We start from the raw sequence: 22,361 nt of genomic DNA, 5'->3' as shown, positions 1-22,361 counted from the left end.
CATAGTTTTCCGATTCATCCTTTACCGAGAGCAGAGTATTGCCGGTATAGGTGTAGATAAGGTTGTCAATGAGTTCCGCGGTGCCAGAAAAACTTTTTGTATTCCTTTGAAGAGATGTGATATTTCCGGCGATATCATAATCTGCCGTTTCATTGTAGAAATCATTCGCGGGAACAGAAGCTTTCGGTTCAGAATAGGTTCCTTTGGTGAGTCTGTTCAGGTCATCATATTGGTAATCGTATCGTTTTAGTACATTATTGGTGGCTGCTTTCCAGCTTACCTCCGTAATGTTGCCGTTGTAGCGGGGCTCGGTATCTTCCGGATCGGTATATCTGATCTCATAGGCAAAAAGCTTACCTTGCGGGCCTCCAAGGTCATTGACACTGATAAGGTTTCCTCTCAGGTTATAAGTATAGTCTATGCTTTGGAGGTTGTTTCCCACCTGCTTATTAACCAGCTGTCCGAGGTCGTTGTAGGTGTTTTCCGCCAGGAGCTCTTCCTGCATACTGTCCACCTGGTGGTACTGCTTTTTCAGTCTTTTCTGGTCATCATAGATAAACCTTTGCCTGATCACTTTTTCAGCATCGGTGTTCAGCCTTTTATGATACACAAAGGTCTGCAGGACTGCTCCTGAAAAATCAAATTCAGACTCGGTTCTGGTATATCCCCCGAGATGATTTTTTGCATAGGTTCCGACTGGCCTTGTCTGCCTGTCATACCAGATGAAAGAAGAAGACCAGCTGTCATTCTCAATATTTTTCACATAGCTTGCCGTAGGCAGGGATTTTATGCTTCTGCTGGTAGTATATCCGTTTGAGGTAATGCTGACGGGAGTTTGGGAAAGTGTACTTTGCTGCAGGATAGAAGAAGGAATCGAAGGAGATCCGGCAGGGTAGCTGTCATAGTAATTAACCGATAAAACAGTCAGGCTTTCTGTCGGGAAAGCATTGTTGGTATAGTAAACGGCAGTTCCGGCCGCCGTAAAGGAGGTTTCCGCCCTGGCTTCATTGTTCAGGGCATTGGCAGACATGCCATTCAATGTGGTCTGCAGTGAAGCCCTGGAAGCCGTACTGGCAAAAAGTCCGCTGTACACCGTTCTGCCCAGCTCATCATATTTTACAAAAGACCACTGCTTTGATTTCTGGTTGGCATCCTGGGTAAGAACAGGACGATTCTGCTTATCATATACAATTGATTCCCAGTAATTTTTTCCGGGGATCTTTTTCTCGGCCAGACGGTTATACTGATCGTACCGGTATTGATAACATAAGGTATTCAGATGGGCGTTCAGCTCTGTTATGTTGCTGAAAGCTGCTTTCGGCGGAACTACCAGTACGAGGTTGCCAAACTCATCATAAACATAATACGTATCGAGATACTGTATCGTTCCTTTGTAGTTGTTTACCTTACGTATCAGCAGGATCTGTCCTGAAGTATTGGTAAAGACCTCGGTCGGTTTATCGTCCTCATCCTTTGTCACTTTCTTAATAAGGGTATTGGCTTTGTAATATCCTCCTGCTGTAAAATCGTCATCAGACGCGAAGCTTAGCGACACGTCATTCATAAGAGTCGTGCTGTTCCATGCCGTTACTGCTTTGAGTCTTCTTACCTCGCTCCCCGAATTTGTTCCGTATTCAAACTTTACGGTATGGTCGGTATTCATTTGCCACTCCGCACCGGGATGCGCCTGCTTCAGCACTCTTCCCAGAGGAGAGTTTTCCGGTAAAGCTTCCGAATAGGCATTGGACGTGTCATAATATGCATTGACGGAGCTTCCGCTGACGGTCTGTAGTGCTCCGTTCAATGAACTGACAGGAATGGGCAGGTAACTTTTGGTTTGTCTTCCGGACGGGTCGTATTCCGAAGGGACTACAAGGTCTTTACCGCTGGCCGTCACTTTTATAGAGACCTGTTGTTTTGTTCTTCCCAGTCCGTCAAAATACTGAACCGACTGGATTTGCTTGGCCGTGGGAGTTTCAGTGGTCACGGGTTCCAGGTAGGTCCGCATATAGATATAGTTTTCCGATGAGCTCAGCGTCTGTGCAGTGAAGAATCCGCTTACCCCGATCAGGATAATGAATATTAATATTTTTTTCATGATTTTTTCCGTATTTAATGGTACACCTCGATGATCAAACCTCTTCATTATTGTCTGTTGTTGTATTTAACTTCTTTTACGATATTCCCATTGGCGTCTTTTACAGCAACCAGCCGTCCTGAGGAATCATACCGGTAAAATTCTCTCATTCCGTTTGATGGGGTTACTGTTGTTACTCCGATCAAAGGGTCGTAGGAATAGGTGGTGATCTGAAACTTCTTAAGCGAAGGATGATCCCTGAAAGCATCCAGTGCTGCAATCAGCTCATTTTCTTTTGCGGTATTGATATCTGCATTTGATTTTGTCACAATATCATTTGCCAGCGTGCCTACATCAGCCCATTGAGCCCCTGTTATCTTTGCAATAGGCACGGTCTTGTTGTAGCCCCAGATTATGGTTACAGGGTTTCCCTTTCCGGTAAGCGGATCAATATTGGTAGTGTATTGTACAATATTTCCACGGTCATCATATCGGTCATAGGTTATGGAAGTTTTTACACTGCTGTTATTAGGGTTGATTTCAATGGAAGAAGATGGGTATTTAGCAGAAGTATTCTCAAATTTAGTTTCAGACTTTCCGATGGTTTTTCCGTTTCTCTTGATTTCAGACTCTACCTGCACGCCTGTCATATTAGCGTTGATTAGGGAAGTGAGATTTTTATCCTGGGCATATTTGTAAAAGCTTTCTGTCACCGTACCGTCGGCAGCAATGCTTTTCGCATGATCCGGTCTGTAGTTATCTGCCCGGAACGTACTTTCATTAATGGTCTTAACAAACGAAGACTGTCCCCCGGAAGGATACATTTCAGAAACTGTTTTCGAATAGCTGACCCACGAAGCCTTTGAATATCCTCCCGAATCAATCAGGTAATCGCTGTTATCTGCGATAGCAAAAGTATATTCGGTACTCTCTCTGCTCAAAAGCTGGTTGCTCTCATTATAGACTTCTTTTTTTACAGGAAGTCCATCTTTTATAAGATTATAATATGGCCAGAATGCCACTGTATTCCCATCTTTAATAATAGAATATGAAGGGTAATCTTCCGGTGTTTTAAACTCATATTTTGTATACCCGTTTCCTGTACCTTCTGTTACCTTTACATTTTTGAACAGCAGATTCTCTGCCATCGAAAGATGTCCGCTGGAGGTGTTGGGAAGAGAAAAGTCGTCATAGCTGTAATTAATGAATTTCTGAGCACTGGTGCTGCTGATATCATTGTATCTTTTAATGGATCGTATTCTGTATTTCCCCTGTGCCGGGCTGGCATTTCTGTACGGTCCGGGATTAGGCATAAGCTCTGTCAGCTGAAAACTGACTTCTCCTCCCACATAAGGGACGTTTACCGTAACTGTATATTGGCCCGGATAATTGATAAACTGGGTGTATTCTCCTTTCTGATTGGTAGCCAGGACTTCCGAACCTTTTTTCAAGGTATAAGACATTTTCTGGTTCTCCGTAAGGGGAGGAGGAATAGTAGGAAATCCTGTGCCTGGATTTACGGGACCTGGCGGAACATCATGCATAGCCTCGAAATTAAGCCAGAAAGCCTTTTTCTTCGCCGGATCTCCTGATACGGTAAAAGTATAGGTGGTCGACTGGCTGATATACGATCCGAAATAAGGAGAAGTCTGGGCGAAATTCATACAGGGATTATAGCCAGTCAGCATGTTCTCAAGAAGGAGCTGGCTGTTCCTGTCTGCGAAGATATCACTCATCTCATACACATATTCCGTTACTCCTTTGTTTGGGAAAATAATTTTTCTTAGCACATTGGAAGGACCATAGTCTGCACTCAGGCCACATGCGAAAAATTCAGGAGGATTCGCAGCGTTGGGATTGTAGATCATGGAAGTTTGTTCCAAAACGGCCTGCCCATCCATCTTTTTTACTTTTTCCAACTGTCTTCTTTTCTCTGTTCCTTCAGAATTGGTCATCTGCGGATAAGAATATTCGAAAGCATATTCTGCTACCTTAGCATACGCATTAGAAAGAGATACACTTTTGATGCTGTAAGGATCATTCATTGTTTTTTCAAGGGTCTGATCATAATCATACAAGATTTCAATATTTCCTGATGATGAGATCATTTTTTCCAGCTTACAGGTCCGGTACAGCAGCATTGATCCGTCATATTTCGTATCTTTTTTATAGGTAAAGTCGGCGATGACAACATTATTGGCATCTTTTATCTGTGTTAAAAAAAATGCAGACTTATATTCCATTCCCCAGGCACCGATACTGTCATAATATCCGTCATATAAAAAATTGGAAGCGTAATCATTGAAATAATACTTTGTTCCGGAATCATCCGTTATGGTAAAAGATGTTACGATAAGAGTGGCATTATTGTTGTCTCGGGTATATTCTATTTTTATGTGGTTGAGCGGTGTCAGATCAATGACCTTGAATGTATTTTGCTCAATGTTTCTTTCAATCTTGAATTTCCCGTTAAGTCCCGGAAGATTATAATAATACTCATCATCAAAGACATTCTTTTGATAATGTGAATTAGCGGTCGTCTGAAAAGCTTCGTCGACATTTCCTATGATCTGTCTTGAAATAACCCCTCCTTTAAACAATGACCAGCCTGTACCTACCTCACTTCCGGCTTCATTTGCGGAAGCATTTAACGGATTGTAGCTCAGCTGCAAGCTTAGATTTGTTCCTCCACTGGCAGGAAGTGAAAATATAGGAATCGAAATCGAGGGAATTCCGGTAGCTAAAGAAGCCGGAGTATCCGTATACGTTGAAAGTGAGGATACGGACGGAACGGGTTTCGGCATATCCCCCAAATTAAGTCCCTGAAATTGCTGCTGCGCATATAGGCTTATCGTAAGGCCCATCATACTTACTGCACAGATGTATTTTTTTCTCATCTTGTTTATTTTTTAATCAATTTAGCACTTGCTGTTTTGTTATCATTTGTTTTCACGCTCACCAAATACGCCCCCTGCACCAGCGCCTGCGTATTGATCTTTGTCACCTTATTCTTCGTTTTCATGCTCTGCAGTTGCCTTCCTCCCATATCATACACCGTAATCTCCGCTTCAAACGAAGACTCCCCTCCTTTGGAGGGGTTGGGGGAGGCTCCTATTTCCACATACGCATACTCACTCACCGGATTCGGATAAATCTTAATATCCTGCTTTTCGATCAGCTGGTCAATCTGCTTGTCTCCAAGCTTTACAATCTTCCAGTTTTCTTTTCCGAGTTCTTCAGCACTTGTTCCGGCCAACACAATTGAACCGTCTCTATTCAGCTTAATATCCGAAAGCCTTTCCTCCTTTTTCTTCGATTCTCCCTTCACATGCTTTCTCCATTGCTCATTTCCGTTCTGATCCAAATACAGCATCCAGAACGTTTCATCATCATTTTCAATTCTCCCTTCAGCTTGGGTATAACCGCCCAGCAAAATCCCGGATGTCACATCCTGATTCCTGGCTCTTTCTCCTTGGCTCTTTGTAATCACACTCATCCCCATCAGTACATCCCGGTTTTTGAAGTTGTAGGATTTCTGCCAGATTTCTTCCCCTCTTTCATCGAGTGAAATCAGCCATAAATCGGTTCCTTCTTCGATGCCGACTGTTTTATTTCCCGATCTCTCTGATCTTGATTCACCGCCGATTAGGTAGCCTGTAGATGTTAAAGCCAGGGTTCTTAAGTGATCATCTCCTTTACCTCCGAAATTCTTTTCCCATTCCACCTTGCCGTCTTTGGAAAGCTTGATGATCCAGTAGTCACCCTCACCATAGTTGCCGGTAGCTTTAGCATGATTGATGATTGATAATTGATGATTGATTCCTGAACTAGAACTTGTGTTCTGAGAACCATCATTTATCATTGATTGTTTATCATTCATTGTTACCGCACTACTTCTCGAATACACACCCAATAAGGCCCCGCCATCCTTCGTCGGAATCATCTTCTCCACCTCATCCAAACCTTTTCCACCCAAAACCAGTTGTGATAATTCCTTCCCGTTTTTGTCCAGTCGTACTACCAAAACATCTTTCGATCCGTAACCTCTCGTTCCCTGCGCAACCACCGTTCCCTGAGGCTCTCGAAGGGAACCCTGAGCGGAGTCGAAGGGAAGAGAGCCGAAGGCAACATTCCCCGCCACAAAAAATCCCATATCCGTCGTCTGGATCACCGCTCTGGCCTCTTCATCCGAAACACCGCCAATGGTTTTCTGCCACAGTTCATCCCCAAACTCATTGATCCGGATGAGCCAGATATCAGATCCGCCTTTGGAGTCTTCTTTTTTATCCAAACCTTTTCCGCTGAAACTCGTTCCGGCTAATAAAAACCCACCTTCCTGAGTGTTCACCGTAGCCGAAAGAAAATCATGGTTCTGTCCCGAGAAATATTTTTCCCAGACCTCTTCGCCTTGCTGATTTAATTTAACCAAATGGAAATCATAACCGTTGTTCTGTTTTTCCTGAGATTGCCCCGGCCCCTGAGCCAGTTTACCCTGAGCGGAGCCGAAGGGAAGGGTGCCTCCTGCTTTCGAAAGGGCGGTCCCTGAGGCTCTCGAAGGTGCGGTCCCTGAGCTTGTCGAAGGAGTGGTCTCTGAGGTTCTCGAAGGGATGCTGCTTCCGGTTATCAGATATTGCTGGTCGATAGTCGTGGTAATCTGCGAAAGAAAATCCTGTGTCGAAGATTCGATGTCTTTCTGCCAGACTACTTCCTGGGCGGAAATGCTCAAGAATGTGCATAAAGTTAATGCACTGAAATAAAGTCTTTTCATACGTATTGTTTGAAAGAATTAAAGTATTATTTTTTGTCTGATGAAGTTATTTTAAGAAACTAAGAACCTGTTTGTTCTTAAAAAAGTGGAGCAATCATTAGAAATTGCCTGGATAGAAATTGTTGTTATCATGGTTTGTTTTTATTAATTTTTCAAGTTTTGGATTCAAATAATACCTGTTATACAAAACTAAATCTCTTAAACGACAAATCCTGTCGTATTATTATGACAGATGCATTTTTTATTTTTAAGGTTGTATAGAGCCGTTTTAATTTTACTAAATAAGTTTTTTATAGTTTTTTCCTTAATTTTCTAAATTAATAAACTTTGTTTATTCTTTAATTAACATTAAGAAATCTTTAGATTCGACGTGGTCAATTTTAGTGAATTAAACTCTATTTAATTAAATTAATACATTGATTTTTATTAAGTTTTTTAAGCTAAAGGGGCTTAATTCCTTAATGTTAAAAAATAAATTATAAATTTAAAAAGGCTTATAATGTTTAAATCCGCAGCAAAATTATGAAAAAAACATAAAGCAATGATATATTGTTTAAAATTAACATTCCAAAAAATCAAAAAATAAGCAGATTTCTTCGACAATCCTTCGGGAGTTCTTCGGAAGCTCTTCGGAAAAAGTACCGTTTTTCCGAAGCCGACCCGAAGGTGATCCGAAGAAGACCCGAAGAAAGTACCTCCAAAACCCGTCAGATCCCGTCAAAACGCGTCAAATCCCGTCATAGTTTTCATAAAGCGTCAACCGCTTGCGGATTCATCAAAGGATGATTAAATTAGCCAAAACTAAACTTCATGCTCATCAGCCCTAAAACTAAAACCGTATTTCTCTCGTCTTTACTCATCTCATCTGCGCTATTTTCCCAGGCACACAATGTTTCAGAAGGCTATCAGAAACCGACAGATCCATTGGTGGCTCAAAATCTCGAAAACTGGCAGGACCTGAAATTCGGACTGTTTATGCATTGGGGAACCTATAGTCAATGGGGAATTGTTGAAAGCTGGAGCCTTTGCCCCGAAGATGAATCCTGGACGCAAAGAAAGCCTGAACACGGAAAATCGTACTACGAGTATGTGAAGAACTATGAAAATCTTCAGACGACTTTTAATCCGGTTCAGTTTAATCCTCAAAAATGGGCAGAAGCTGTAAAAAAAGCAGGAATGAAATACGTGGTTTTTACCACAAAGCATCACGATGGTTTTGCTATGTTTGATACTCAACAGTCTGATTACAAAATTACTTCCTCAAAAACACCTTTTTCCAAGAATCCAAAAGCGGATATAACAAAGGAAATTTTCAATACCTTCAGAAAAGAAGGCTTTAAAATCGGCGCTTATTTTTCAAAACCCGACTGGCATTCGGATGATTACTGGTGGTCGTATTTTCCGCCGAAAGACCGTAACGTAAATTATGATCCCCAAAAATATCCTGAGAAATGGAACCGTTTTAAGAATTTTGCTTTTAATCAGTTGAATGAAATCACATCGAATTACGGAAAAATAGATATTCTGTGGCTGGACGGCGGCTGGGTACGTCCGTTCCATACCATCGATCCGAATGTTGAATGGCAAAGAACGATCAAAGTCGAACAGGATATCGACATGGATAAGATCGGAAATATGGCCCGGAAAAATCAGCCCGGAATCATCATTGTAGACCGTACCGTTCCCGGAAAGTGGGAGAATTATGTAACGCCCGAACAGGCTATTCCGGAAAAAGCACTTTCCATCCCTTGGGAAAGTTGCATTACGATGGGCGATTCGTTTTCATATGTTCCGAATGACAATTACAAATCATCCCAGAAAATCATTGAAACACTGGTGAAAATTATTTCAAGAGGAGGGAATTACCTGATGAATATCGCTCCAGGGCCCAATGGAGACTACGATCCTGTGGTTTATGAAAGGTTAAAAGAGATTTCCGGTTGGATGGATCAAAACCAGTCTGCCGTTTTTGCCACAAGAAGTGTAGCGCCTTACCACGACGGAAACTTTTACTATACCCAAAGCAAAGACGGAAAAACAATGAATGTTTTTCATTTGGATGAAAAAACGAATTATGAAGCTCCATCAACATTACATATTACAATTCCGGAGAATTTTAAACCCAAATCATTGAAAGTTTTAGGTTTAAAAAATAAAATTCATTGGAAGCAGTCAGGAAGTACCATTAAAGTTCATTTACCAGAAGAAAGAAATCAATTGAAATATTCGACCGTAATTCAAATTACACAATAGTTAGAATTAAGTCTGTTTAAATAAGTTTATTGTTGTTAAAACGACATAGGAAATCGTAGCGTTAAAAAAATGAAATCTGTGAACGTTAAGAAAATTCTACTGTTTGAGTGCGATAACAATATTGAAACGAAGAACAAATATCAAATTCGCGCGAGTTTTAGAATTTTTAGAGAACAGATTTTATTTTTAGCGAAGAGTTCCAAGTCTTGAACTTTTGGTTCTTTTGTTTTAAGACAAAAGAACTTATTTTAAACTAAATTATTTTCGCGATGCGTTGTAACCTCCAATTTAAAATTATAGGAATATTCTTATTGAGTAACGTAATTATTTTTGCTCAAAAACCATTATACAAAGACCCAAAACAACCTGTCGAATCCAGAGTTCAGGATTTATTAAAAAGAATGACTCCTGAAGAAAAGTTCTGGCAGTGCTTTATGATTCCCGGAGATCTGGATCATGTCCCAAAAGGCCAGTATGCACACGGAATTTTCGGATTGCAGGTAAGCGCAGGAAATCAGGGGGGCGGAGCAGCAGGACAATTGTTGACCTATAATGCCAAGGAAGATGCGGAACGATTGGCGAAAAAAATTAATGCGATACAGAAATATTTTGTCGAAGAATCTCGATTGGGAATCCCGATCATTCATTTTGATGAGGCACTACATGGCTTAATGCGGGAAGGGGCGACAGCTTTTCCACAAGCGATCGGTTTATCGGCCACCTTTAATCCGGAACTGATGAAAGAAGTTTCAACAGCAATTGCCAAAGAATCGAAATTGAGAGGAATCCGACAGATTTTGACGCCTGTAGTGAATCTTGCCAGTGATGTCCGTTGGGGAAGAACCGAGGAAACCTATGGTGAAGATCCGTTCCTGACTTCCGTGATGGGTGTCAATTTTGTCAGCTCTTTTGAAAATCAGGGAATTATTACGACCCCGAAACATTTTCTGGCAAATGTTGGAGAAGGCGGAAGAGATTCGTATCCTATTCATTGGAGCAAAAGATATCTGGAGGAAACGCATTTAATTCCATTTGAAAAAGCCTTTCATAGAGGGACAAGCCGCTCGGTAATGACTTCTTATAATCTGCTGGATGGGAGGCCTTCGACAGCCAATCACTGGTTGTTGACGGAAAAATTAAAAAAAGAATGGAATTTTACCGGTTTCGTCATCAGTGACGCCAGTGCGGTCGGAGGTGCCAACGTGCTGCATTTTACGGCAAGAGATTATGACGATGCTTCTGCACAGGCGATGAATGCAGGTCTTGATGTGATTTTTCAAACAGAATATCAGCATTATAAGCTTTTCATCCCACCGTTTCTGGATGGTAGAATTTCGAAAGAGAGAATTGATGATGCCGTGTCAAGGGTGTTGAGAGCAAAATTTGAACTGGGCTTATTTGAAAATCCTTATGTTTCCGATAAAGATATTGAAGAATTAAAGAAAATTAATCATAAACCTTTAGCTGAAAAAGTAGCTCTTGAATCGTTTGTTTTGCTTCAGAACAATAATAAAACGCTTCCTGTTCCGGAAAATATTAAAAAGATTTTAGTGGTGGGAACCGATGCGGTGGATGCAAGGTTAGGCGGTTATTCCGGTCCCGGAAATAAGAAGGTCAGCATGCTAGAGGGAATTAAAAATTTTGTTAAAAATAAAAATATCGAAGTTAATTATTCAAAAGGAATCGACTGGAATCTGAAGAAGTTTGTCACCGTTCCTGCGGAGTTTTTATCCTTTGAAAATCAAAATGGATTAAAAGGAAGGTATTTTTCTAATCCTGAATTAAAAGGTAATCCCGTTGTTGAAAAACAGGATGAACAGCTGAATTTTAAATGGACTTTATATTCCCCGGATCCGGAAAAGTTGCAGCCCGATAACTACAGCATCCGCTGGACAGGAAAACTGAAAGCACCCAATTCCGGAAAATACCAATTGGGATTGCGTGGAAATGATGGTTTCAGATTATTTTTAAATGGAAAATTAATGATCGACCAATGGGAGAAATTAAGTTATTCAACCAAAACGATTGAACTTGATTTCGTGAAAGGAAAACAATACGACATTGTCGTGGACTTTCATGAAAACCGGGGAGAAGCGAATATTGAACTGATCTGGAATTATGGTTTACCGGACTATCAAAAAGATTTTAATGAAGCTTTAAAACTCGCTCAAAATGCAGATTACATCATTATAACCGCAGGAATTCACGAAGGAGAATTTCAGGACCGTTCTTCACTCGCCCTTCCCGGAAATCAGGAACCATTTATTCATAAAGTTTCAACATTGAATAAGCCAATAACAGTTGTGCTGGTGGGTGGTTCTGCAATAAAAACGACTGATTGGAAAGATAAAGTCGGAGCCATTTTAGACGTCTGGTATCCGGGAGAAGAAGGCGGAAATGCGGTGGCCAAAGTTCTTTTCGGGGCAGAAAATCCTTCGGGTAAACTGCCAATCACTTTTCCGATAGAGGAGGGACAGTTGCCGCTGTCTTACAATCATCAACCTACAGGAAGGGGAAATGACTATTATGATCTGAGTGGCGAACCGTTGTATCCTTTTGGTTTCGGATTGAGCTATACGACTTTCGAAATTTCAGATTTACGTTTAAATAAACTACAGTTTACAGCAAATGATACGATCACTGCTACAGTCAATGTAAGGAATACTGGTTCAAAAGCGGGAAGTGAGGTCATTCAGCTGTATGTGAAAGATTTGCTCGCCTCAGTTTCAAGACCGGTTATTGAACTAAAAGGATTTCAGAAAGTATATCTGAAACCGGGAGAATCAAAACAGATTTCAATTGAAGTTCCGGTGAAAGACCTGCAGTTTTTAGACGGGAAAATGAACTGGATTGTTGAAAAAGGAACGTATAGGATTTTTGTCGGGAATTCTTCGAAGAATTTGCCACTGAAACAGAATATTGAGGTTGAGTGATGTTTAAATGAAGATCGGTTACAGTGAAGATCTAATTGAGGCGCCATCAGTATTGCAGCTATGTATAGGTCGGCACATTTTTAGCAGCAATATCATCAACTTTTATCTGTGTAACACTTAAAAAAAATACCATGAATTTAAAGTTAATATTGCAAGAAGCGAATGCCTGTATTGCAGCGGGCGACCACGAAGGATTTTTAAACTTTTGTACAGAAGATACCCGCTGGACTTTTATTGGCGACCGTACGCTTAACGGAATTGATGAGGTAAGAGCCTATATGAATGAAGCATACAAAGAACCTCCAAAGTTTGAAGTTGCATTAATGATTGAAGAAGGGAACTATCTGACCGCTGTGGGAACCATCAGTTTACCCAACGAAAATTCGGAGTGGATCAGCTATGAATATTGTGACGTCTGGAGATTTGAAGATGGAAAATTAGCTGAATTGAAGGCTTTTGTAGTCAGCTGATTTTATTTTGTATAATAATACATTCTAAAAAGCCAGGAGGATTGCAGATTTCTTAAGGAACACTTTTTGCAAGCCAGTTACCAACCATTATCACTTAAATCTATGAAAAATTATCTTCTCCCTGCTTTTGCACTGATTTTTTTCAGCTGTAAAGAAAATAAAAAGGAAAGCACCACAACCGGAAAAGAAGTTGTCACAGAAACAGACACTTTGAAATTGCCCGCTCCCGACGAGAAAAACTCCAAAAATAAATTCAGTAATGTCATTGGGTGGCCAGAAGGTAAAACACCGGTTGCCCCGCAAGGATTTACCGTTAAGCGTTTTGCTGAGCATATCAAAAGCCCCAGAAATATGATTCAGGCTGAAAACGGGGATATTTTTGTCGTTCTTTCCAATTCGGAGCGTTCCACAACGGAAAAAATAAAAAATGACATCAGCGGAAAAAGCGATGCTGAGGTCGGAGGCAAATCGGCCAACAGGATTATCCTGTATCGTGATGCCAACAAAGATGGCGTTCCTGAGTCGTCTTCCGTATTTCTGGACAAGCTCAATCAACCTTACGGCATGCTTATTATTAAGGGTAAATTTTACGTAGCCAATACCGATGGGCTTTGGGTGTATCCTTATAAAACAGGTCAGACAAAAATTACCGAACCCGGAAAGAAAATCGTCAGCCTTCCTGCAGGGGGATATAATAATCACTGGACGAGAAATTTAATTGCCAATAAAGATCAGTCTAAAATTTACATCAGCGTGGGCTCCGGAAGTAACGTCGGTGAAAACGGAATGGAAAATGAAGTTCGAAGAGCCAATATTCTTGAAGTGAATCCTGACGGAAGCGGCGAAAAGATCTACGCAGCAGGTTTGAGAAATCCGGTTGGAATGAGCTGGAATCCAGTAACAGGCGAACTCTGGACGGTGGTGAATGAAAGGGATGAGCTTGGTGATGAGCTGGTTCCCGATTATCTGACCAGTGTAAAGCAGAACGCTTTTTATGGCTGGCCTTACGCTTACTTCGGAAAAAATGAAGACCCAAGAAGAAAAGGAGAAAAACCGGATCTTGTGGCAAAAACTATTGTCCCTGATGTGCCGCTGGGAAGTCATACGGCGTCTTTAGGGCTTACATTTTATACCGGCAGTCAATTTCCTGAAAAGTATAAAAACGGAGCTTTTATCGGGCAGCACGGATCTTGGAACCGTTCTTCTCTGGTTGGTTATCAGGTAGTATTCGTTCCTTTTGCTAACGGTAAAGCTTCAGGACCCTATCAGCCATTTCTAACAGGATTTATTGCCAATGAAGCCAAAGGAGATGTATACGGAAGACCTGTAGGCGTTTTGCAGATTGCAGACGGATCATTGCTGGTAGCGGATGATGTAAGTGGAATCGTATGGAGAGTAGCTTATAAAAAGTGATTTATATCTGAAAAGCTGGTGATTTATTTTGGTATAAAATATGCAAATATTCATATAAACCCGAATGATTCAAATCATTCAAAAAATAGAATGTCATGAAAAAGTTTTTTATATCAGCCATTTTAATAGTAGGATTATCTTCAACTGCATTTTCCCAGAGACGTCCGCCGGCTCCACCGCATCCTTCAAAAGCACAGTTGTATAATGATAAGGCCAGGGAACTTGACAGAAAATATAATCAGGAGAAAAAGCTCATCCTTAACCATCCGCTGGCAACAAAACGAATGAAGAATGACCAGCTGAAAGCGTTGAATGAAAGATACAGAAATGAAAAAAGGCTGCTAAGAGCAACAAGATAAAACCGGATGAATGAAGAAAATTTATTCTTTGTTCCCATCAAAAAACACAATATAAAAGAGAATGCCTTAAGCGTTCTCTTTTTTGTTTAAAATAGTCTTACTTCTTGATCTCAGTTGCAGCGCAAGAAACGTGGAACATCCAATATTTTTCCTTAAATTCGCATAAAAATTTTAAGCTAATGAATTACGATATTATTGTCATCGGAAGTGGTCCTGGTGGATATGTTACTGCAATCAGAGCAGCACAATTGGGTTTCAAAACTGCAATTATCGAGAAAGAAAGTCTGGGAGGGATCTGCCTTAACTGGGGATGTATTCCGACAAAAGCTTTGCTGAAATCTGCTCAGGTTTTTCATTATATTAATCACGCTGAAGATTATGGTTTGAACAAAGTGGAAGGAAGTTTTGAATTTCCAAACGTAATTCAGAGAAGCCGTGGGGTAGCCAACAAAATGAGCAAAGGAATTGAATTCTTAATGAAAAAGAATAAGATCGATGTGATTTTGGGAACTGCCAAAATTCAGAAAGGTAAAAAAGTTTCCGTTACTGATAAAGACGGGAAAGTAACTGAATATACAGGAACGCACATCATCATTGCTACTGGTGCTCGTTCAAGAGAATTGCCAAACCTTCCTCAGGATGGTAAAAAAGTAATCGGATACAGACAGGCATTATCTCTTCCTGAACAACCGAAATCGATGATCGTGGTAGGTTCCGGAGCGATCGGGGTAGAATTTGCTGACTTCTATAACACCATGGGAACAAAGGTAACGGTTGTAGAATTTATGCCGAATATTGTTCCTGTAGAAGATGAAGAAATCTCTAAGCACCTTGAAAAATCTCTTAAAAAATCAGGGATTGAAATTATGACCAATGCTTCTGTAGAAAGTGTTGACACCAGCGGAGAAGGGGTGAAAGCTACCGTAAAAACGGCAAAAGGAAACATCACGCTTGAAGCTGATATCTTATTGTCTGCGGTTGGTATTGCTGCAAACATTGAGAATATCGGACTTGAAGAAGTGGGAATCCAGACGGATAAAGGCAGGGTTTTAGTAAACGAATGGTACGAAACTTCGGTTCCTGGTTACTATGCGATCGGTGATATTATTCCTACTCAGGCTCTGGCACACGTTGCTTCTGCTGAAGGAATTACCTGTGTTGAAAAAATCAAAGGATTGCACGTTGAAAAAATAGACTACGGCAATATTCCTGGATGTACGTACTGTCACCCAGAAGTTGCTTCTGTTGGTCTTACAGAAAAGCAGGCTAAAGAGAAAGGATATGAAATCAAAGTGGGTAAATTCCCTCTTTCTGCAAGTGGAAAAGCGACGGCCAACGGTAATACAGATGGTTTCGTTAAAGTGATCTTTGATGCTAAATACGGTGAGTGGCTAGGTTGCCACATGATCGGGGAAGGTGTTACAGATATGGTGGCCGAAGCAGTTGTTGCCAGAAAACTGGAAACTACCGGTCACGAGATCATCAAATCAATTCACCCGCATCCAACAGTATCAGAAGCTATTATGGAAGCTGCTGCTGCTGCTTACGGAGAAGTAATCCACATTTAAATTTATATGCCACTTTGTCAAAGTTGAAAATCTTTGACAAAGTTTAACAATATCAAAGCCACAGATTTTGTCTGTGGTTTTTCTTTTTTCTAAATGATATTTTCTTATTTTTATTAAGTTATAAATAATACAAATTAAAATAAATTATGTTCAAAAAATTAGCTGCAGAAGCTTTAGGATTAGGGGATATTGGTAAAATTATTCCTTCTCATGATTATGATAAAGTAGATTCTGACGATTACATTTTATCGGAAGACAATGAAAAAATTTTCTTCCTCATCAAATCCAAAAGAGATGAATATTGCTTTACCAACAGAGCATTGATCCATATTGACGGTGCAAGTGCCCTGGATAAAAAACGGGTACTGAGAAGATACGAATATTATCAGTTTCCTTTCTCAAATATTGCTTTGCAGACGGCGGGAACCATCGACCTGGATGTTGAGATTTCTTTTAATATCGGGAATGTTCCGTTAATGATCAGCGTTACAAAAAGTCAGATAGATCAGCTGAAAGATCTTTATAAAGCTCTTTTAGCGATTCAGCAAGTGGTGCATCACAATCAGTCATTGCTGAATTTTTCGAATGACAGCCTGCAGAAAGCGATCACTACTGTAGCGTCAGGAAAACAGGAAAACGTATCAAAAAGCCAGGAATTAAGAACCATTAATGAATACATTTTCGCATGGAATACCACCAGCTTTGATAAGTACAATCAGAAAGACTTTTCAAAGATTTTCGAAAAATACATCAATAATTAAGATGATAAAACTTTAAAAGCCCGAAATTTCGGGCTTTTTTATAATGGCACTTTTAGTAATACTTAAATTAAATTTTATTGATGAAAATATTTTAAGATATTAATTCATTGTCATCTGCCCAGTCACCTCTGTTGCCTGTTACTATTTAACAAAAATTTAGTAAAAACAGACTTTCTATTTTGTGGTATTTTCTTACATTTATTCAATGAATTTTGAAAAGATAGGACTTGTTTTATCGGGTGGCGGTACCAAAGGCATCGCACACGCCGGAGTTCTGAAATTCCTCAAGGAAAAAGATATTGATGTTAATGTGCTGTCATGTTGCAGCGCAGGCTCCATCGTCGGCTCTATGTATGCTGTCGGAAAAACCCCGGAAGAGATTCTTGAGTTTTTTAATTCGGTATATTTTTTCAACTGGAAACATTTTGCTTTCAATCAACCGGGATTGGTTTCTTCTGTTATTTTCAGGAATTATCTCAATCCTATTTTCGGAGATATGAAACTGAAAGATCTGGATAAAGAAGTGAAAATTGTAGCCACGGAACTGGTTGGCGGAACCGAAAAAATCTTTGACCAGGATTTTAAGGTCGTAGATGCTATCATTGCTTCATGTTCGATACCGGGAATCACGACACCCTATATTATTAATGACGAAATGTATTGTGATGGAGGAGTACTCAATAACTTTCCTGCTGACATCATCAGGGATGAGTGTGACAAACTGATCGGTGTTTTTGTTTCGCCTCCTCATGACATTAAAATTGATGATCTGAAATCAATTAAATCTATTGTCTCCCGTTCGTATGATTTGCTTTCGTACAGAGTAGAAAAAATAAAATTTGACTATTGCGATTGGTTTATATCTTCTCAGGAGCTCTCCACCTATGGAACTTTTGAAAGAAGAAAAGACCGTCTTGAAAAAATTTTCATGATCGGGTATGAAGCTGCAAAGGAAAGCTTTAACGAAAGCAGCTTTTATCTTGCCAGGCAATCAGGTGCATAAAAAAACTCTCACTTTAAATGAGAGTTTTCTTTTATCTTAGCTTTTTACAACGATTGCGTCCTGGTTAACAACTGTTTTTCCGTCCTGGTCTTCTACCGTAAGCGTATAAGGAGCTTTTTTAAGAGAATCGGTAAGATAATTTCTCCAGACTTTATAGGTATATCCTTCATTGTGGAACTCAAAATAATAATTTCCTCCGGATCCGTCAGGAATAAGTTCTCCGTCACTGATGATCATGCTCGGCTTGCTCGTGATTTTCCCCTTTGCCGGCCAGGATTGGTACAGATAATTGCCATTAGGCTGCTTATCAATTCTTACTTTGAATTTTTTAGTTTTAATAATTACTGATTTCGGAACCTGTTGCCTGATTTCAGTTTTGGGTCCGTCTTTAGGTTCAGTTTGATGAATGCTCTTAGCGCTGATCATGCTGATACTGGTCATACATATTGCTCCCAGCAGAATCTTTTTAATCATTTTGATAATGTTGTGGTTGGTCCCTCAAATGTATCAAATTTAAAGCCAACTAAAGATCAGTTTCAGCGGGTGTTGACTGGGTATAATAAGCAAAAGCCTTTTCAAGATTTTCGAATTTTCCTTTAAATTCCCCGATCGGACAATCCTGGAGAATATTTCCTTTATGAATAAGGATTACGCGTGAACAAAGCGCTTCCACTTCCTGCATAATATGGGTGGAAAGCAATACCGTTTTTTGTTGACCAATTTCCTTTACAACATTTCTGATCTCAATAATCTGATTGGGATCCAGACCATTCGTAGGCTCATCAAGAATCAGCAGATCCGGCTGGTGAATAATAGCCTGTGCCAAACCTACTCTTTGTTTGTATCCTTTGGAAAGCTGCCCGATTTTCTTCGTTTTTTCAGGAGTAATTCCTACCAGTTCTATTACCTCATCCACTCGCGATACTGGGATATTGTGAATATTGGCAACAAACTGCAGATATTCTTTTACAAACATTTCGAGATAAAGCGGATTGTTTTCCGGAAGAAAACCTATATTTTTTTTGCTTTCTATTTCGTTGTCGGTGATGTTTTTACCATTAAAAATTATTTCTCCTTCATCAATTTTTAAGGCTCCTACAATAGATTTCATTAAGGTAGATTTTCCAGCACCGTTAGGACCCAGAAGCCCGATGATTTCATTTTTGTCGATCGATATATTGATGTTGTTCAGTGCCGTCTGCCCACCGAATCTTTTGGTTAAATTGTTTATTTGAAGAGACATAATGATTAATGATCTTTTTGCAAAAATAAAAATAAAAAAGCTCATTCCGTAGAATAAGCCTGGTTAATATTCCTGAAATTGATTATTTCTTAGTTTTTCTTTCCGGATTAGAAGCCTTGGCCGATGCATTACCATTATTTGCCGGATCAGGCTTTTCATACTGCGATGATTTTCCGTTAAGTCTCCCAAAAATTTTGTCAACCTGCTTTTTGTTCAGAAATTGGGATTTTCCAACATATTTTCTGTTTTTGTTGATATACTGAATAAACTGTACGGTAGGCTGACCGAAGTTTTTCTCAAAATGAAGCTCAACAATATCATTAGGAAGTTCCAGCACGATATTGCTTGAAGGCAGATCCACAAATCCATTGATGATCAGCTCATATAATCCTGATACGTCTTTATTGAGATTCTGGAAAGAAAATGACCGGAACGTATTCAGGTTGGCTGTATTCAGGTCCTGATAGTTTATGGTAAATTTATCGTCTTTTTTATATAAACCTACGGAATTATCTTTACCAATTTCCACCACACTTTCGTTTTTCAGCACTTTAATTTGTGAGAAAGCCGAAATACCTAACAAACATGTAAATAGTAGAATTATTTTTCTCATAAGGTGATTTTATGCTTTTATAAGTTTGGTTGTCTGTAAAAGTACAAACGAAAAAACAATTTTTATATTTCCTCAGAGCAAATGTAAAAAAAAAAAATCACTTAAGTTTTGAGATCAAATTATACTATTTATTCAATACATATATATAAAGTGATGGATATTAAATATAAAGTGTTTACTGATTGTTTTTTTTGAGAATACAGGGACATGGTTTCCGGAAATTATAAGTTTCACGAATTTTCAAATTAACAAATGTTAATATTAAATAGATGATAATCATTTAATAAGTGTTAATCTTTTTCATGTCTATTTAAAATCTTGAATGTGTAATTTTTTAAATTTTATTTCCAATTCAAGAAATAATAATCTTTGAAAAGCATAGATGATAGTTGATTTTTGAAGTTAAATTAAAAATTGAATTTAAATTATATAAATTAATATGTTAAGCATAATAAATGACATAAACCGCTGATCTGTAAGCGGGTTTAGGTACCATATTTTTAAGATTTTTTACTGTTTAACATTGTTCTCAACCCTCTCAAATCCTCCTCAAATGGATAAATGGTATAATAATTGAATAATGATGAGCACAAGCTGAAACTTAAGAATAAATCGTATTTAGGTTTATTTTTTACAGCTTTTCTTAAAGAAACATTAAAAAAAATAATATGAAATCAAAACTATCAATCTTATCGTTGGCAATCGCATTACCCACATGCCTTTTTGCCCAGGATTCGCTTCAGGTAATGAATAATACGCAATATCCGAATACTTTTTCTTCGGGATCTGCTGATGTACAACCGTTCACAAACTCTTCAAAAAGATTCAATGACTGGTCAATTTCATTCGGGGCAGGTGTTCCATTAATGGAAGGTGCTGATCTTAATTCTATCAAAACTAACAGCAATAGTGGTAAAGATTTATTTGGATACTCTGCGTATGTAAGTGTAGATAAAGCAATTACTCATGCGTTCGGTTTAAAATTACAGTATGATCGTGGAGAAACAAGACAAGGTTATTTTAACACGAAAGATGCTGCGCCGGCAAATGCTGCGGCTAATATGCAGTACGGAGCAAGAACGCAATATGATGCGATCTCTATTTTGGGGGATATTAATTTCTCAAACTTACTAAGAAGAGTTGATAATAAGTCACCATTCAGATGGGCATTGCATGGTTATGCAGGTATTGGTACATTAGCATATAGAGCTTATCTTAAAGATGAAATGGGACAAAGATTAATGACAGAAGTTAAGCCATTTAAAATAAACTCAATATTTGGTCAGGCTGGGGCTGGTTTGAAATATAAAATCAGCAACCGCATAGATCTAGAAGGAAGAGTAATGTATGTAATAACAACTGATGATACATTTGATGGTGGAGGTTACAGAAACAGTGCTATAAATAATAGAAATGATAAAAACTCTGATAACTTCATCAACACAACTTTAGGTCTTACTGTAAACTTAGGTAAGCATGAGTCTCACCTGATGTGGCATGATCCTTTACAGGAAGCTTACTACAAAATCAATGTTTTGGAATCAAAAATCACTGATCTTGTTGTTTGTAAAAACGGAGATGCTGATAATGACGGAGTTTGTGACGACTGGGACAGACAGCTTGATACTCCTGCAGGGGCAAGAGTTGACGGTTCTGGTGTAGCATTAGACGTAGATTTAGATGGAGTAATAGACCTTTATGATAAGTGTGTAACAGTTCCTGGAAGCGTTGAAAATAACGGATGTCCTGACCAGACTCAGGGACAGGGAGCTGTAGCTGAGACTGAAACTAAATTAGAAGGAATCGAGTTTGATCTTAATTCAGACAGAATCTTACCTTCAAACACGCCGATCCTGAATAATGCAGTGAGCTATATCAACTCTTCAGATGGTTCTTACACTGTGGTAGGAGCTACCGATACTAGAGGAACTGAAGCTTACAACCAGAGATTATCTGAGAAAAGAGCGAATAACGTAAAAAATTATCTGATTCAGAACGGAGTACAGTCTGGTAAACTTGATGCTCAGGGTAACGGAAAAAATGACCTTAAATACCCTGAATGCAACCCGGCTTCTAAATGTCCTGAATGGAAAAACAGAGCTAATAGAAGAGTATATTTTAAAGCAAAATAAATAATAAATAACTTCTAAGTGAGAGGCTGCCATAGTAATGGCAGTCTTTTTTTATTTGATTCAGGAAATTATCTACTGTTCAGTACGTTGCTGATGCTTTGAATATTTCTCCCAAATACTTAAGTGTTCTTCTGAAAGCCCATACAATGATATTAAATACTCTGTAAACTAGACTCTACAGAGGATTTTTTGTTTATGCCAAACACTGTTTTATCCGTTGATTTTCTGTAGAGATCGTTGGTGATTCTGCTATTTTAATGCTTAAATACTCATGTGTTCAATTCACCTTCGTTAATGTTCATTTCACTTTAAAATTTAAATAATAAGGTATGATCTGATAATAATTTTGTGGCTGTTAATTCATTTAATATTAAAATTTAAAATATGAAAAACCTATTCAAAACTGCAAGAATCCTTTTTCTATTACTGTTTGTATTTCTGGGAATGAATGTGAAAGCGCAAACTTCTCAAGATAAACTCATTGGAAATTGGACAAACGAAGAAAAAACGAGAGTTATAGAATTTGTCAAAAACGGAAATTATTATGATGCCATTATCAGAAAAGCAGAAGATGGCAGCGTGATCGGTAAAAAGCAGATTTCCGGGTTGAAGCCAGCGGGAAATGGTAATTATACGAACGGAACGGTATATATTATTAAAAAAGGAAAAACAGCATCCTGCTCTGCTCAGATTACCAAAGATGATTTGCTAAACATTAAAGCTTCTTATGGAATGATGTCTAAAACTCAGGTCTGGAAGAGATTATAG

Annotated in this window: 16 protein-coding genes; 10 read left to right on the top strand and 6 right to left on the bottom strand. The window is 39.0% G+C overall.

Translation table 11 applies throughout. The annotated features are described in order from the left end of the window. The 3 genes from AC3WV0_RS12880 to AC3WV0_RS12870 form a co-directional block, all read right to left on the bottom strand. Nucleotides 1-2,098: DUF6443 domain-containing protein (locus tag AC3WV0_RS12880; RefSeq protein ID WP_488846498.1), on the bottom strand; the 2,098-nt coding region annotated here is incomplete at its 3' end. A gap of 47 nt (nt 2,099-2,145) precedes the next feature. Beyond that, entirely contained in the window at nt 2,146-4,974 is a 2,829-nt protein-coding gene (locus AC3WV0_RS12875; protein WP_488846497.1) for a hypothetical protein, read from the bottom strand. A 5-nt stretch (nt 4,975-4,979) separates the two neighbouring features. After that, nucleotides 4,980-6,845 carry a T9SS type A sorting domain-containing protein gene (locus tag AC3WV0_RS12870; protein WP_488846496.1) on the bottom strand — a complete coding sequence of 622 codons (1,866 nt, stop codon included), beginning with the start codon at nt 6,843-6,845 and terminating at the stop codon, nt 4,980-4,982. An 810-nt stretch (nt 6,846-7,655) separates the two neighbouring features. Here AC3WV0_RS12870 and AC3WV0_RS12865 point away from each other — a divergent pair. From AC3WV0_RS12865 to AC3WV0_RS12830, 8 genes are all read left to right on the top strand, one after another. After that, a complete protein-coding gene (locus tag AC3WV0_RS12865; RefSeq protein ID WP_488846495.1) occupies nt 7,656-9,098 on the top strand; it encodes an alpha-L-fucosidase in 1,443 nt (480 codons plus the stop codon). Nucleotides 9,099-9,409: 311 nt separating this feature from the next. Beyond that, nucleotides 9,410-12,031, top strand: a complete 2,622-nt coding sequence (locus tag AC3WV0_RS12860; RefSeq protein WP_488846494.1) for a beta-glucosidase — start codon at nt 9,410-9,412, stop codon at nt 12,029-12,031. A gap of 131 nt (nt 12,032-12,162) precedes the next feature. Then, nucleotides 12,163-12,501, top strand: a complete 339-nt coding sequence (locus AC3WV0_RS12855; RefSeq protein ID WP_488846493.1) for a nuclear transport factor 2 family protein — start codon at nt 12,163-12,165, stop codon at nt 12,499-12,501. Nucleotides 12,502-12,603: 102 nt separating this feature from the next. After that, complete coding sequence (locus AC3WV0_RS12850; RefSeq protein ID WP_488846492.1) at nt 12,604-13,914, top strand: PQQ-dependent sugar dehydrogenase; 1,311 nt, start codon at nt 12,604-12,606, stop codon at nt 13,912-13,914. Between the two features lie 95 nt (nt 13,915-14,009). Continuing rightward, entirely contained in the window at nt 14,010-14,273 is a 264-nt protein-coding gene (locus AC3WV0_RS12845) for a hypothetical protein (protein WP_312901908.1), read from the top strand. Nucleotides 14,274-14,452: 179 nt separating this feature from the next. Continuing rightward, nucleotides 14,453-15,841, top strand: coding sequence for a dihydrolipoyl dehydrogenase (gene lpdA / locus AC3WV0_RS12840; protein WP_488846491.1), 1,389 nt, complete (start codon nt 14,453-14,455; stop codon nt 15,839-15,841). 146 nt (nt 15,842-15,987) lie between these two features. Beyond that, nucleotides 15,988-16,602: a PH domain-containing protein gene (locus AC3WV0_RS12835; protein WP_090001277.1), complete on the top strand. Its 615-nt coding sequence runs from the start codon at nt 15,988-15,990 to the stop codon at nt 16,600-16,602. Nucleotides 16,603-16,807: 205 nt separating this feature from the next. Then, nucleotides 16,808-17,605 (top strand): patatin-like phospholipase family protein, encoded by a 798-nt coding sequence (locus AC3WV0_RS12830; protein ID WP_312901909.1) that lies wholly within the window; start codon nt 16,808-16,810, stop codon nt 17,603-17,605. A gap of 36 nt (nt 17,606-17,641) precedes the next feature. On the opposite strand, the gene AC3WV0_RS12825 is transcribed toward AC3WV0_RS12830, so the two are convergent. The 3 genes from AC3WV0_RS12825 to AC3WV0_RS12815 form a co-directional block, all read right to left on the bottom strand. After that, nucleotides 17,642-18,079 carry a hypothetical protein gene (locus tag AC3WV0_RS12825; RefSeq protein WP_488846490.1) on the bottom strand — a complete coding sequence of 146 codons (438 nt, stop codon included), beginning with the start codon at nt 18,077-18,079 and terminating at the stop codon, nt 17,642-17,644. Between the two features lie 49 nt (nt 18,080-18,128). Beyond that, entirely contained in the window at nt 18,129-18,848 is a 720-nt protein-coding gene (locus AC3WV0_RS12820) for an ABC transporter ATP-binding protein (protein ID WP_488846489.1), read from the bottom strand. Nucleotides 18,849-18,930: 82 nt separating this feature from the next. Beyond that, the gene (locus AC3WV0_RS12815) at nt 18,931-19,461 is read right to left on the bottom strand and encodes a hypothetical protein (protein ID WP_488846488.1); all 531 of its coding nucleotides are present in this window, start codon (nt 19,459-19,461) and stop codon (nt 18,931-18,933) included. A 668-nt stretch (nt 19,462-20,129) separates the two neighbouring features. On the opposite strand from AC3WV0_RS12815, the gene AC3WV0_RS12810 reads away from it, so the two are divergent. Beyond that, nucleotides 20,130-21,593, top strand: coding sequence for an OmpA family protein (locus AC3WV0_RS12810; RefSeq protein WP_488846487.1), 1,464 nt, complete (start codon nt 20,130-20,132; stop codon nt 21,591-21,593). A gap of 384 nt (nt 21,594-21,977) precedes the next feature. Then, nucleotides 21,978-22,361 carry a DUF2147 domain-containing protein gene (locus AC3WV0_RS12805; protein ID WP_488846486.1) on the top strand — a complete coding sequence of 128 codons (384 nt, stop codon included), beginning with the start codon at nt 21,978-21,980 and terminating at the stop codon, nt 22,359-22,361.

It is taken from the genome of Chryseobacterium sp. 27AL, from assembly GCF_057815395.1.
The sequence above is the reverse complement of the archived record's forward strand: the minus strand, read 5'-3'. Positions and strand labels throughout refer to the sequence as shown.

What these genes read in the sequence shown, in the direction of transcription:
- AC3WV0_RS12855 (WP_488846493.1), top strand. Translation starts at nt 12,163, where the DNA reads ATGAATTTAAAGTTAATATTGCAAGAAGCGAATGCCTGTATTGCAGCG.
- AC3WV0_RS12845 (WP_312901908.1), top strand. Translation starts at nt 14,010, where the DNA reads ATGAAAAAGTTTTTTATATCAGCCATTTTAATAGTAGGATTATCTTCA.
- AC3WV0_RS12875 (WP_488846497.1), bottom strand. Translation starts at nt 4,974, where the DNA reads ATGAGAAAAAAATACATCTGTGCAGTAAGTATGATGGGCCTTACGATA.
- AC3WV0_RS12870 (WP_488846496.1), bottom strand. Translation starts at nt 6,845, where the DNA reads ATGAAAAGACTTTATTTCAGTGCATTAACTTTATGCACATTCTTGAGC.
- AC3WV0_RS12805 (WP_488846486.1), top strand. Translation starts at nt 21,978, where the DNA reads ATGAAAAACCTATTCAAAACTGCAAGAATCCTTTTTCTATTACTGTTT.
- AC3WV0_RS12815 (WP_488846488.1), bottom strand. Translation starts at nt 19,461, where the DNA reads ATGAGAAAAATAATTCTACTATTTACATGTTTGTTAGGTATTTCGGCT.
- AC3WV0_RS12810 (WP_488846487.1), top strand. Translation starts at nt 20,130, where the DNA reads ATGAAATCAAAACTATCAATCTTATCGTTGGCAATCGCATTACCCACA.
- AC3WV0_RS12820 (WP_488846489.1), bottom strand. Translation starts at nt 18,848, where the DNA reads ATGTCTCTTCAAATAAACAATTTAACCAAAAGATTCGGTGGGCAGACG.
- AC3WV0_RS12835 (WP_090001277.1), top strand. Translation starts at nt 15,988, where the DNA reads ATGTTCAAAAAATTAGCTGCAGAAGCTTTAGGATTAGGGGATATTGGT.
- lpdA (WP_488846491.1), top strand. Translation starts at nt 14,453, where the DNA reads ATGAATTACGATATTATTGTCATCGGAAGTGGTCCTGGTGGATATGTT.
- AC3WV0_RS12830 (WP_312901909.1), top strand. Translation starts at nt 16,808, where the DNA reads ATGAATTTTGAAAAGATAGGACTTGTTTTATCGGGTGGCGGTACCAAA.
- AC3WV0_RS12865 (WP_488846495.1), top strand. Translation starts at nt 7,656, where the DNA reads ATGCTCATCAGCCCTAAAACTAAAACCGTATTTCTCTCGTCTTTACTC.
- AC3WV0_RS12825 (WP_488846490.1), bottom strand. Translation starts at nt 18,079, where the DNA reads ATGATTAAAAAGATTCTGCTGGGAGCAATATGTATGACCAGTATCAGC.
- AC3WV0_RS12850 (WP_488846492.1), top strand. Translation starts at nt 12,604, where the DNA reads ATGAAAAATTATCTTCTCCCTGCTTTTGCACTGATTTTTTTCAGCTGT.